Source organism: Pseudomonas sp. 31-12 (assembly GCF_003151075.1).
Classification (GTDB): Bacteria; Pseudomonadota; Gammaproteobacteria; order Pseudomonadales; family Pseudomonadaceae; genus Aquipseudomonas.
The window spans coordinates 3885757-3899173 of sequence record NZ_CP029482.1 but is presented as its reverse complement, the minus strand read 5'-3'; the positions used below and the strand labels follow the sequence as shown (position 1 = coordinate 3899173).

9 protein-coding genes and 1 pseudogene are annotated in these 13417 nt (G+C 62.8%); 9 read left to right on the top strand and 1 reads right to left on the bottom strand.

What is annotated here, in order from left to right; genetic code table 11:
• Positions 1-33: 33 nt before the first annotated feature.
• The 7 genes from lexA (at position 34) to DJ564_RS18300 (ending at position 7753) form a co-directional block, all read left to right on the top strand.
• A complete protein-coding gene (lexA, locus tag DJ564_RS18330) occupies positions 34-651 on the top strand; it encodes a transcriptional repressor LexA (RefSeq protein WP_109632139.1) in 618 nt (205 codons plus the stop codon).
• Entirely contained in the window at positions 651-1268 is a 618-nt protein-coding gene (gene imuA, locus DJ564_RS18325) for a translesion DNA synthesis-associated protein ImuA (RefSeq protein WP_033061610.1), read from the top strand. The genes lexA and imuA overlap by 1 nt, the downstream gene beginning before the upstream one ends.
• Positions 1269-1275: 7 nt before the next feature.
• On the top strand, positions 1276-2691 hold the full coding sequence (locus tag DJ564_RS18320; RefSeq protein WP_109632137.1) for a DNA polymerase Y family protein: 1416 nt from the start codon (positions 1276-1278) through the stop codon (positions 2689-2691).
• A complete protein-coding gene (locus tag DJ564_RS18315) occupies positions 2667-5765 on the top strand; it encodes an error-prone DNA polymerase (protein WP_218277758.1) in 3099 nt (1032 codons plus the stop codon). Before DJ564_RS18320 ends, DJ564_RS18315 begins: the two co-directional genes overlap by 25 nt.
• 255 nt (positions 5766-6020) lie before the next feature.
• Entirely contained in the window at positions 6021-6695 is a 675-nt protein-coding gene (locus DJ564_RS18310; RefSeq protein WP_162556270.1) for a CsgG/HfaB family protein, read from the top strand.
• Positions 6696-6725: 30 nt separating this feature from the next.
• Positions 6726-7097 (top strand): DUF4810 domain-containing protein, encoded by a 372-nt coding sequence (locus tag DJ564_RS18305; protein WP_109632132.1) that lies wholly within the window; start codon positions 6726-6728, stop codon positions 7095-7097.
• Positions 7094-7753: a DUF799 domain-containing protein gene (locus DJ564_RS18300; protein WP_109632130.1), complete on the top strand. Its 660-nt coding sequence runs from the start codon at positions 7094-7096 to the stop codon at positions 7751-7753. Before DJ564_RS18305 ends, DJ564_RS18300 begins: the two co-directional genes overlap by 4 nt.
• Positions 7754-7960: 207 nt before the next feature.
• Here the strand turns inward: DJ564_RS18300 and DJ564_RS18295 are convergent.
• Positions 7961-8171 (bottom strand): annotated as a pseudogene (locus tag DJ564_RS18295) (flavin reductase family protein); the annotation flags it as partial.
• Between the two features lie 254 nt (positions 8172-8425).
• Between DJ564_RS18295 and DJ564_RS18290 the strand changes: the two are divergent.
• Together DJ564_RS18290 and uvrA are read left to right on the top strand one after the other, a co-directional pair.
• Positions 8426-10537, top strand: a complete 2112-nt coding sequence (locus DJ564_RS18290; protein WP_109632129.1) for a PAS domain-containing sensor histidine kinase — start codon at positions 8426-8428, stop codon at positions 10535-10537.
• Between the two features lie 169 nt (positions 10538-10706).
• Complete coding sequence (gene uvrA / locus DJ564_RS18285; protein WP_109632127.1) at positions 10707-13343, top strand: excinuclease ABC subunit UvrA; 2637 nt, start codon at positions 10707-10709, stop codon at positions 13341-13343.
• Positions 13344-13417: the final 74 nt, after the last annotated feature.

Sequence of the window (13417 nt, the reverse complement as noted above, 5' to 3'; positions counted from 1 at the left end):
GGTCCTTGCCAGAAAAAAGCCGAAAGAGTACAAATGTACTCCATGACGACTTTAACCCCCCGCCGTACTGCCATCCTGACCTTTATCCGCGATCGAATCGCGGAGCACGGTCAGTCCCCGAGCCTCGCTGAAATCAGCGAGGCGTTTGGTTTTGCCTCCCGCAGCGTGGCGCGCAAGCACGTGCTGGCGCTGACCGAAGCCGGATTCATCGAGGTCAACCCGCATCAGGCCCGGGGCATCCGTTTGCTCGGGCAACCGGCGCGGCCCGAGTTGCTGGACATCCCGGTGCTCGGCCGGGTCGCGGCGGGTGCGCCGATCGGTGCCGATGCCGAGGTGCACAGCCGTTTGCTGCTTGATCCGTCGATCTTCTCGCGGGTGCCGGACTACATGCTGCGGGTCCAGGGTGATTCGATGATCGAGGACGGCATTCTCGACGGCGACCTGGTGGGCGTGCACCGCAATCCCGAGGCGTTCAACGGCCAGATCGTCGTGGCGCGGCTTGACGGCGAAGTCACCATCAAGCGTTTCGAGCGGGTCGGCGACGTTGTCCGGTTGCTGCCGCGCAACCCGGCCTATCAGCCGATCATCGTCGAGGCCAGTCAGGACCTGGCCATCGAAGGGGTGTTCTGCGGTCTGGTGAGGCAAGGGTGATGGGCGCCGTCGTTGCGTTGGATACGCTGTTCAATGGCGGCCAGGTCTGGAAGGGCCGGCCTGCGCCACCGGCGGTCAGCCCGCAACCCACCGGGCATGCCGCGCTGGACGCGGCGTTGCCCACGGGCGGTTGGCCGGAAGCGGCGCTGACGGAAATCCTCCTGGCCGGGCAGGGCGTTGGCGAGTTGCAGCTGGTGTGGCCGGCGCTGGCGCGGCTGTCGGCGGCGGGCGAGCGCATTGTGCTGGTGGCGCCGCCTTACGTGCCGTATCCCCAGGCCTGGCAGAATGCCGGGGTCGATCTGCGCCAGTTGTCGATCATCCAGGCCAGCGAGCGCGATGCGCTGTGGGCGGCGGAACAATGCCTGCGCTCGGGCAGTTGCGGTGCGGTGCTGTGCTGGCCGCACAAGGCCGATGACCGGGCGTTGCGGCGCTTGCAGGTGGCGGCGGAAACCGGCTCGACCCTGGCGTTTGCTTACCGCTCGATCAACGAAGCCATCAACCCTTCGCCCGCGGCCCTGCGCATCGCCATCGATGCCCGGCCTGCACAGTTACGCGTGCTCAAGTGTCGTGGCGGGTTGGCCCGTTCGGCACCGATTGCCTTCCCTGTGGGGCATTGAGGTTGCCATGCGTTGGGTCTGCATTCTCTTCCCGCAATTGGCGCTGGACGCGGTACTGCGTCAGCGCCCCGATCCCGATGAACCGTTGGCGCTGCTGACCGGCCCGGCACAGCGCCGGGTGCTGCAAGCGGTCAACGCTCCGGCGCGGGCACTGGGCTTGCGTCCGGGGCAGTCGATGACCGCCGCCCAGGCCTTGAGCAAAGGTTTTGTCACGGCTGAATACGACGTCGCCGAGATCGAACACTGGCAGCAGTTCCTGGCGGCGTGGGCCTATCGCTTCAGCTCCCAGGTCAGCGTGCATTACCCGCGTGCCGTGGTGTTTGAAATTGAATCCAGCCTGGGATTGTTCGGGCCCTGGCCGCAGTTCGAGGCGCGGTTGCGTACCGAGCTCGGCGAGCTTGGCTTCCGTCACCGCATCGTCGCCGCGCCCAACCCGGTGGCCGCGCGGGTGTTGGCCAACGTGTATGACGGACTGGTGGTGCCGGACGATCAAGCCTTGCGCTATCACCTGGGGCAGTTGCCTGTCGACCGGGTTGCCCTGGAACCGGCGGTGGCCACGGCGTTGTCGCGCATGGGGTTGCGCACCTTGAATCAGGTGCAGGCGTTGCCGCGCAATAGCCTGGCGCGACGGTTCGAGGCGCAGGTGCTCAAGCACCTGGATGCCTTGTTCGGTGAGCGGCGGCTGGCGCTGGCGTTCTACCTGCCGCCGGACCGATTTGATGTGCGCATCGAGCTCAACTTTGATGTGCAATCGCATCAGGCGCTGCTGTTTCCGTTACGTCGCTTGACCGGCGATCTGTCGGCCTTCCTCTGCGGCCGCGACAGTGGCGTGCAGCGTTTCGACCTGCACCTGGAGCACGCCGGCTTGCCGGACACGGTGATCAAGGTCGGCCTGCTCAGCGCCGAGCGCGATCCGGCGATGCTCTTCGAACTGGCCCGGGGGCGGCTGGAACAGGTCCAGGTCGAGGCCCCGGTGCGCGGTTTTCGGTTGCGCGCCGAGGACTTGCCGAGCTTCGTCCCGCAGCGTCAGGAACTGTTCGACGACCGTCCGCAGCAGTCCTTGCCCTGGGAGCAACTGCGCGAACGCTTGCGCGCACGGCTCGGCGATGACGCCGTGCATGGCTTGCGCTTCCAGGCCGATCACCGGCCAGAGTGCGCGTGGCAGGCGCGGGCCGACACTCAACTGTGTGCGGGATTGGCGGGGGTGCAGCGTCCGGGCTGGTTGCTGACCGAGCCGCAGGCCGTACACGAAGGCTCGACACGGATTCTCATGGGGCCGGAGCGCATTGAGTCCGGCTGGTGGGATGGCGATGATGTGCGCCGCGATTACTACCTGATCGAAACCCGTTCCGGCCAGCAGGGCTGGGCCTACCGTGCAGTGGGTGAGGGCGGTCCCCTGTGGCTGCAAGGCTGGTTCGCATGAGCGTCGAGTATGCGGAGCTGCACTGCCTGTCGAACTTCAGTTTCCAGCGCGGTGCGTCCAGTGCCCTTGAGCTGTTTCAGCGGGCGAAAAAACACGGCTATCAAGCGCTGGCGATCACCGATGAATGCACCCTGGCGGGCATCGTCCGCGCCTGGCAAGCGGCCCGATCGGTGGAACTGCCGCTGATCATCGGCAGCGAAGTCCGCATCGAGGACGGTCCGAAACTGGTGCTGCTGGTGGAAAACCTTGAGGGTTACCAGACCCTGTGCCGCCTGATTACCCGGGCGCGGCGCCGTACGCAGAAAGGTCAATATCAGGTGCTGCGTGAGGACTTCAGCGAGCCGATGCCGGGGCTGCTGGCGTTGTGGGTGCCGGACGCGGTCGATGATTTTGCCAGCGGTCACTGGCTGAAACAGACGTTCACCGATGGCCTGTGGCTGGCCGTGCAGTTGCATCGCGGACAGGACGACACCCGACGACTGGACGCACTGCTGACACTGGCGCGGGAACTGCGGATTCCAGCGGTGGCCAGCGGCGATGTGCACATGCACAGCCGTGGACGGCGCGCCTTGCAGGACACCATGACCGCGATCCGTCATCACCTGCCGGTGGCCGAGGCCGGGTTGCGCCTGCATCCGAACGGCGAGCGGCATGTGCGCAGCCTCGATGCCCTGCAATCGATCTACCCGCAAGCGCTGCTCGATGAAACGCTGACCATTGCCCGGCGCTGCACCTTCGACCTCGGCCAGTTGCGTTACCAGTATCCTCGCGAGCTGGTGCCGGAAGGCCAGACGGCCACATCCTGGTTGCGGCATCTGACCGAAGAGGGTGTCGCGTGGCGCTGGCCAAACGGTCCGCAAGCCAAGGTGCTGGTGCAGATCGACAAGGAGCTGGAGCTGATCGCCGAACTGGGCTATGAAAGCTACTTCCTGACGGTGCATGACATTGTGCGGTTTGCCCGTGAGCAGAAAATCCTCTGTCAGGGGCGGGGTTCTGCCGCGAATTCGGCGGTATGTTTTGCCTTGGGCATCACCGAAATCGACCCGGATCGCACCACGCTGTTGTTCGAACGTTTTCTCTCCAAAGAGCGCAATGAACCGCCGGACATCGACGTCGATTTCGAACACGAACGGCGCGAAGAAGTCTTGCAGTACGTGTTCCAGCGTTATGGCCGGACCCGCGCGGCGCTCACGGCGGTGGTCAGCACCTATCACGCGGCCGGCGCGGTGCGCGACGTGGCCAAGGCCTTGGGCCTGCCGCCGGATCAGATCAACGCTTTGGCCGATTGCTGCGGCCACTGGAGCGATACAACGCCTCCCGTGGAGCGCCTGCTTGAAGGCGGTTTCGATCCCGAGAGCCCGGTGCTGCGCCGGGTGCTGAGCTTGACCGGGCAACTGATCGGTTTCCCCCGACATCTGTCCCAGCACCCTGGTGGTTTTGTGATTTCCGAGCAGCCGCTGGATACGCTGGTGCCGGTGGAAAACGCCGCCATGGCCGAGCGCACCATCATTCAATGGGACAAGGACGATCTCGACGCGGTGGGGCTGCTCAAGGTGGATATTCTGGCCTTGGGCATGCTCAGCGCGATCCGTCGCTGTTTTGATTTGCTGCGCCGTCATCGCCATCTGGACTTGAGCCTGGCGACGATCCCGGCCGAAGACTCGCCAACCTACGACATGATCGGCCGTGCCGACACCATCGGCGTGTTCCAGATCGAATCCCGGGCGCAGATGTCGATGCTGCCGAGGCTCAAGCCCCGCGAGTTTTATGACCTGGTGATCGAGGTGGCGATCGTCCGTCCGGGGCCGATTCAGGGCGGGATGGTGCATCCGTACCTGCGCCGGCGAAACAAGGAGGAACCGGAGGTTTACCCGTCCCCGGCACTGGAAGTCGTGCTCAAGCGTACCCTGGGCGTGCCGCTGTTTCAGGAACAGGTGATGCAGATTGCGATTGTCGCCGCCGACTACAGCCCCGGCGAGGCCGATCAGTTGCGCCGCTCCATGGCCGCTTGGAAACGCCACGGCGGACTGGAACCGCACAAGGATCGCCTGGCCGCCGGGATGAAGAAAAACGGCTACACGGCCGAGTTCGCCGCGCAGATCTTCGAACAGATCAAGGGCTTTGGCAGCTACGGTTTTCCCGAGTCCCACGCCGCCAGTTTCGCCTTGCTGACCTACGCCAGTTGCTGGTTGAAATGCCACGAGCCGGCAGCTTTCGCCTGTGCGCTGATTAATAGCTGGCCCATGGGTTTCTATAGCCCGGACCAGATTCTGCAGGACGCGCGCCGGCACCATTTGCAGATTCGCCCGGTGGACGTGCGCGCGAGTGACTGGGATTGCAGTCTCGAACCGATTACCGGCGCGCAACCGGCGATTCGCATGGGGCTGCGGATGATCAAGGGCTTTCGCGAGGACGATGCCCGGCGCATCGAAGCGGCGAGGGCGAAGGGGATATTTGTCGACATCGCTGACCTGGGCGAGCGTGCGCGGCTTGATGCCCGTGCCCAGGAGCAATTGGCCGACGCCGGTGCGCTGCGTGGCCTGGCGGGAGACCGTCATCGGGCGCGCTGGGAAGTGGCGGGGGTGCAGAAGCAGCTCGGTTTGTTTGCCGGCCTGCCGAGCCAGGAAGAACCTGCGATCTATCTGCCCAAACCCACGGTGGGCGAGGACCTGCTGGCCGACTACAACAGTGTCGGCACCACCCTCGGCCCGCATCCGCTGGCGTTGCTGCGCGGTGAATTGAAAGCCCGGCGTTGCCGCAGTTCGAAAGAGCTGATGGAAGTCGAACACGGGCGCCCGGTCAGCGTCGCCGGGATGGTCACAGGTCGGCAACGGCCGGGCACGGCCAGTGGCGTGACCTTTGTCACCCTGGAAGACGAGTTCGGCAACATCAACGTCATCGTCTGGCGCGACCTCGCCGACCGGCAGCGAAAAGTCCTCGTCGGCTCGCAATTGCTCAAGGTCGATGGCCGCTGGGAAAAGGAAGGCGAGGTGCGACACCTGATTGCCGGACGCCTGAGCGACTTGAGTCCTTTGCTGGATGGCATCAGCGTACGCAGCCGGGATTTCCACTGATCCCAACCACTGATCGCCACTGATCGTTCCCACGCTCGCGTGGGAACGATCAATACGGCAGCCAATGCATTGGCGCCAATAAAAAATTAAACACTGTCCACGATGATGGCACTTTGGCATAATGCCGGCCGTCGACGTCCAGCACGTCGATTATCGATTCGACTCCCCCTCGCTTTTTTCGCCGCTGCCCCCCGCAGCGGCTGGCTATTGCCGTGCCGGGATAAACCGTTTTTTCAGAAGGAATGCACAGTGAGAATGATCTCTCGGATGTTGGTGTCGGCGGCAGCGATTGCCCTTTTGAGCAGCATGGCCGGGTGCGCCACCGAAAGCTCGCGCGCCTTGCCGGTCGCCAAAGTCGAAAGCGCCAGCGTGGCCTATGCCGGTGTTCGCGTACCGATGGCAGTCGGCAAGTTCGACAACCGTTCGAGCTACATGCGCGGCATCTTCTCCGACGGCGTGGATCGCCTCGGCGGTCAGGCCAAGACCATCCTGATCACTCACTTGCAGCAAACCAACCGCTTCAGCGTGCTGGACCGCGACAACATGGGCGAGATCCAGCAGGAAGCCGCGATCAAGGGGCAGTCCCAGCGCCTCAAGGGTGCAGACTTTGTAGTCACCGGTGATGTCACCGAGTTTGGCCGCAAAGAGACCGGCGATCACCAGCTGTTCGGCATTCTCGGTCGCGGCAAGACCCAGGTGGCCTATGCCAAGGTCAACCTGAACATCGTCAATATCAGCACCTCCGAAGTGGTTTATTCGACTCAGGGCGCGGGCGAGTACGCCTTGTCCAACCGTGAAATCATCGGCTTCGGCGGCACCGCTGCCTACGATTCGACCCTCAACGGCAAAGTGCTCGACCTGGCCATGCGCGAGGCGATCAATCGCCTGGTGGACGGCATGAATGCCGGGGCATGGAAACCGGGTAACTGATCAAGGTTGATGACAAGGAGCGGTAAAAGCATGTTCAAGACGTATGTGTCGTGGGCGCTGATGGCGTCGACATTGCTGGTCAGTGGCCTGTTGGCCGGTTGCGCCGGCCCGAAAACCCTTTACCAGTGGGAAAGCTACCAGCCGCAAGTCTACGAGTACTTCAAGGGTGAAGAACCCAAGGAAGCCCAGGCCGAAGCGCTGGAACGTGACCTGCAGAAGATCAGGTCCACCGGCAAGACACCGCCGCCCGGCTACCACGCTCATTTGGGTCTGTTGTACCTGAGCATGGGCAAGGACGATCAAATGGTGCAGCAGTTAAGGACCGAGAAAACCCTGTTTCCCGAGTCGACGCCGTACATGGATTTTCTGCTTAAAAACGCCAAGACCGGAGACATCCAATGATCGCGCGCGCATTGAAACTGCTGGTCGGGTTGCTGGCGCTGGCCGTGCTCGGCGGCTGCGTCAGCCCCAAGACCGTGGATTATTCGGCGTACAAGCAAGCCCGTCCGAAAACCATTCTGGTACTGCCGCCCCTGAACAACTCGCCGGACGTCAAGGCGTCCTACAGCATGTTGTCGCAGGTCACGTACCCGTTGGCGGAAGCCGGTTACTACGTGCTGCCGATCACCCTGGTCGATGAGACATTCCGCCAGAATGGCCTGACCACACCGGCGGACATTCATCAGGCACCGGCCAACAAGCTGCAGGAAATCTTCGGTGCCGACGCGGCGCTGTACATCACCGTGACCGACTACGGCACGCGCTACCTGATCATCAGCAGTGAAACGGTGGTAACCGCCACTGCGAAACTGGTAGACCTCAAGAGCGGCACCACCCTGTGGACCGGCTCGGCCCGGGCGTCGAGCGAAGAGGGCGGCAACAACGGTGGCGGTGGTCTGGTTGGCATGCTGATTACCGCCGCGGTCAAGCAAGTGATCAACAGCTCCACTGACGCCGGCCACCCGATTGCCGGTGTGACCAGTGCGCGGCTGCTGTCGGCGGGGCAACCGGCGGGCTTGCTGTATGGACCGCGTTCGCCGAAATACGGTACTGACTGAACCCAGTCTGCTTTGAGAGGCTCCCGCGGTGAGGAGCCTATGTGGTGAACTGCTTTCTGTGGCGAGGGGGCTTGCCCCCGTTGGGTTGCGAAGCGACCCCAAAGCTGGCAACGCATTTCTTATGACACACCGCATACACCGGTTTCACGACGGCTGCGCCGCCGAACGGGGGCAAGCCCCCTCGCCACAGTTTTCGGTGAATTTCGTCTACTTGGTGACAGGCCAAAACCGCTCCCCGCCGCCGGGCGCATCCGTCCACGCCTGCAACGAACGCGTCGGCAAATCGAAATAATCGCGCGTCCGCGCATAGCCATGCCTACCCATGCGCCCGATCGCATCCAGCCGCAACTGATCGATGCCCAAGGTTTTCGGGTCGATCAATTCGTCTCGCACATGACGCCATCAACACTTCCCCAAAGGCCGCCACACTGAAAACCGGCTACCACCCACTCAAGCACCTGATTAAGGTTTAATATTCGCCATCACCTTTGTGGCGAGGAAGCTTGTGTGGCGAGGGAGCAAGCTCTTCGTCACAAGAGCCCGGACGATTTGAATCGGCTAATCTCTATGAAACCATTGGCGTCGGTAGTGCTCGAAACAAACGGGCCCGCGTCGTCCTCTCGTCGTTGCGATTCCGCAAGCCAGCCAATCAAAGGGACATAAAGCCAGTCGATGCAGTTTCTATCTGATAGCCACGGGTGTGCCGGCTGGAACGGTGAAATGGCCGGGCGCATCCGCGCGTTCGACTGGAGCCAGACTGAGCTTGGAAACATCGACGCCTGGCCCGCCAGCCTGTGCAGCACAGTGCAGCTGATGCTCGCGTCGCCACTGCCGATGGTGATGCTCTGGGGGCGGGCGGGTTACATGATCTATAACGACGCCTACTCGCAATTTGCCGGTGGCCGCCATCCTTATCTGCTGGGTGCTCCGGTGGAGCTGGGCTGGCCGGAAGTGGCTGAGTTCAATCGTCATGTGGTCGATACCTGTCTGGCGGGTGGCACCTTGTCCTATCGCAATAAAGAGCTGGAGTTGCTGCGCAACGGGGTCCCCGAAGACGTTTGGCTCGACCTCTATTACAGCCCGGTCGCCAATGATGAAGGTTGCCCGGGCGGGGTCATGGCGATGGTCGTTGAAACCACTGAACATGTGATTTCCGAACGCCGACGCCAGGAAGCCGAAGACGCCTATCGCGCCGACAACGAACGGGTGCGCCTGGCGCTCAATGCCGGGGCGTTACTCGGCTCGTTCGTCTGGGATATCAAGGGCAATGTACTGTCCGGCGACGAGCGCTTCGCCCGGACTTTTTCCTACCCCTCCGAGCAGAACCTCGCCGACCTTCCTACCGACATCGCTGAAGCCAAGATTCACGCTGACGACCGCAGTTGGGTCCAGGAACAAGTCAATCAATCGGTGGCCACCGGCGAGCCCTTTAATGCCGAGTACCGGGTTCTGCGACCCGACGGCAGCTATCTGTGGGTGCAGGCGAGCGGCTGCTGCGAGTTCAACGAGCAGGGCGAGCCGTTCCGCTTCCCCGGCGTGTTGATCGACATTCACGAACGCAAGATTGCTGAAGAATCCTTGCTCAAATTCACCCGCAACCTGGAACAGCGCGTGGCCGACGAAGTCGACGCGCGGCTGGCGGCTGAAGAACAATTGCGCCAATCACAGAAACTCGAAGCCATCGGCGGCCTCACCGGCGGCGTGGCCCACGATTTCAATAATTTGCTGCAGGTGATCGCCGGCAACCTGCACTTGCTGGCGCGGCATGAGCCGGATAACGCCAATGTGCAGCGCCGGGTCAGCGCTTCGATTGCGGCCGTCGAACGCGGCGCCAAACTGTCGTCGCAACTGCTCGCGTTTGCCCGGCGCCAACCGTTGTCGCCGGCGGTGTGCGATCCACAGCAGATCTTCGAAGGCCTGGGCGAGTTGTTGCAGCGGGCGCTGGGGGAAACCATCCAGATCAATGTGCAGGTGCCGCAAGAGCCCTGGCACATCAACGTCGATCGCAACCAGTTGGAAAACGCCATTCTCAACCTGGCGATCAATGCCCGTGATGCGATGCAGGGCGAAGGGACCATTGAGTTGAGCGCCGAGAATGTCGCGCTCGACCGTAAATTCTGTGTCGGCAAGGGCATCGTGGCGGGCGACTATGTGCGCGTCGCAGTGGCTGACACCGGCGCCGGCATGTCGCCCGAAGTGCTCGGGCAGGCGTTCGAGCCGTTCTTCACCACCAAGGGTGACGGCCAGGGCACGGGGTTGGGATTGAGCATGGTGTTCGGCTTCGTCAAACAGAGCGGCGGGCATATCGACATCTCCAGCGAGGTCGGGCAGGGCACTCGGGTACAGCTCTACTTTCCGCGCAGCTTGCACGCGTTGCCGACTGAAACGACGCTGCGATATTTACCCCAACGGGGCGGGCACGAAACCATTCTGGTGGTCGAGGACAACGAAGCGGTGCGCAGCTCGGCGGTGGAGCTGCTGCGCGAAGAGGGCTATCAGGTCCTGACCGCGGCCAACGGCGACCAGGCGATGCAGATGTTGCTGGAGGGCGTATCGGTAAACCTGATTTTCACCGACGTGGTCATGCCCGGCTTGATCAAAAGCTCGGACCTGGCGGCCTGGGCCAAGGTGCAAAATCCTCCTGTGGCGGTGCTCTTTACCTCCGGCCACACCCGGGACATCATTTCGCGCAATCACCAACTTAGCCCGGATACCCATCTGCTGAGCAAACCCTATGGGCCCGAAGCGCTGATGCACATGATCCGTACCGTCCTCAGCGGCTGACCACCTCCACATGTGGGAGCGGGTCTGTGGCGAGGGGGCTGCCCCCGTTGGACTGCGCAGCAGTCCCATTTTGGGGCCGCTTCGCGACCCAACGGGGGCAAGCCCCCTCACCACAAGAGCCCGCTCTCACAGGGCTTGTGTTTTTTCTGCAATCTAATAAGGGCTCCCGATGACGTCAAAGCGCACCTCCAACCCTCCTTCCGGCATGGTCCGGGTACGCGGTGCCCGGGAACACAACCTCAAGAACATTGACGTCGATATTCCCCGGGATGCCCTGGTGGTGTTCACTGGCGTCTCGGGTTCGGGCAAGTCATCACTGGCGTTCTCGACCCTGTATGCCGAAGCACAACGTCGCTATTTCGAGTCCGTGGCGCCGTATGCGCGGCGGCTGATTGACCAGGTGGGCGTGCCGGACGTCGATTCCATCGAAGGCCTGCCACCGGCCGTGGCCCTGCAACAGCAGCGCGGCACACCGAGTACGCGCTCTTCGGTGGGCAGCGTGACAACGCTGTCGAGCCTGATCCGCATGCTGTACTCCCGGGCGGGCAGCTATCCGCCGGGCCAGCCGATGCTGTATGCCGAGGACTTCTCGCCCAATACGCCTCAAGGCGCCTGCGCCGAATGTCATGGTCTGGGTCGGGTCTATGAAGTCACCGAAGCCCTGATGGTCCCCGACCCGAGCCTGACCATCCGCCAGCGTGCGGTGGCTTCCTGGCCCACGGCGTGGCAAGGACAGAACCTGCGCGACATCCTCGTGACGATGGGCTACGACGTCGATAAACCCTGGCGCGAGCTGCCGAAAAAGCAGCGTGACTGGATCCTCTTCACCGAGGAAACGCCGACCGTCCCGGTGTATGCCGGGCTCACCCCGGAAGAAACCAGAGTCGCGCTCAAACGCAAAATGGAGCCCAGCTATCAGGGCACCTTCACCGGCGCCCGACGTTACATCCTGCACACCTTCAGCCACTCGCAAAGTGCGCTGATGAAGAAACGCGTCGCGCAATTCATGCTCGGCAGCCCGTGCCCGTTGTGCGACGGCAAACGGCTCAAGCGCGAGGCGTTGTCGGTGACCTTTGCCGGTTATGACATCGGCGAGCTGTCGCAAATGCCGTTGCTGCAAGTGGCCGAGGTGTTGAAACCGGTGGCGGCGCACAGTTACCTGGAACAGGTTGACGAGGCGGGCGAAGTGTTGACTCACAGTCAGACCCGCGAGGCCCGTGAACAGCGTGTAGCCCACGGCGCCAGGGCTCATGCCAACGCGCCGGATGTGCGGCATACGCCAAACCTGTCGGTTGAAAAACGCCTGGCCGCGCAACGGATCGCTCAGGATTTGCTGGAGCGGGTCAGCACTCTGACCGACCTGGGCCTCGGTTATCTGGCCCTGGAGCGCAGCACGCCAACGCTGTCATCCGGCGAATTGCAGCGGCTGCGACTGGCCACTCAATTGGGTTCGCAGTTGTTCGGCGTGATCTACGTGCTGGATGAGCCATCGGCGGGTCTGCACCCGGCGGATGGCGAAGCGCTGTTCGAAGCGCTGCAACGCTTGAAGGCGGCGGGCAACACGCTATTTGTGGTCGAGCACGATCTGGAAACCATGCGTCGCGCGGACTGGTTGATCGATGTCGGCCCGGCGGCGGGCGAGCATGGTGGACGGATCCTCTACAGCGGACCGCCCCAGGGACTGGCGGAAATCAAGGACTCCCAGACCCGCGCCTACTTGTTCGCCAAGCAGGTCACCGATGTCAGGACCAGCCGCAAGCCGACCGACTGGCTGCGCCTGGAAGGCATCACGCGCAATAACCTGAACGACCTCAGCGTCGAGTTTCCCTTGGGGTGTTTTACCTCGGTGACCGGTGTTTCCGGTTCCGGCAAATCAAGCCTGGTCAGCCAGGCCTTGCTGGAATTGGTCGGTGCGCATCTGGGGCGCGGCACCAATGCCGGCGAACCTGAAGAGTTGAGCCTTGAGGACGATGCGCCACAGGTCAGCGGCGGCCAGGTAACAGCTGGGCTGGAATCGATCAAGCGCCTGGTACAGGTCGATCAGAAACCCATCGGCCGCACGCCGCGCTCGAACCTCGCGACCTACACCGGGCTGTTCGACAACGTGCGCAAACTGTACGCCGCCACGCCCCAGGCACAGGCCGAGGGCTACGACGCCGGACAGTTCTCCTTCAACGTCGCCAAGGGCCGTTGCCCGACCTGCGAAGGTGAGGGTTTTGTCAGCGTCGAGTTGCTGTTCATGCCCAGCGTCTATGCACCGTGCCCGACCTGCCATGGCGCTCGCTACAACCCCGAGACGCTGGCGATCACCTGGCAAGGTTTGAACATTGCCCAGGTGTTGCAGTTGACGGTGGACGAAGCGGTGGAGGTTTTCGCCGAGCAACCGGGCATTCGTCGTTCATTGGAAGTGCTGCGCGACATCGGCCTGGGTTATCTGCGCCTCGGTCAGCCGGCCACGGAACTCTCGGGAGGCGAAGCCCAGCGCATCAAACTGGCAACCGAGTTGCAACGTAACCAGCGTGGCGCAACCTTGTATGTGCTCGATGAACCGACCACCGGTTTGCATCCCCGGGACGTTGACCGGCTGCTTGAACAGTTGAATACGCTGGTGGTGGCGGGGCACACGGTGATTGTCGTCGAGCATGAAATGCGTGTGGTTGCGCAGAGTGACTGGGTGATCGATATCGGGCCGGGGGCGGGGGATCAGGGCGGGAAGATCGTCGTTGCCGGCACGCCGCAGAAAGTGGCCAAGAGCAAGAAGAGCCGAACGGCCCCGTTCCTGGCCAGGACCTTAGGCGTAGCTTGAGAGGTGTGGTGGTTTTGCTGGCCTCTTCGCGAGCAAGCCCGCTCCCACATTTGATCTCTGTGGACTCAGGATAT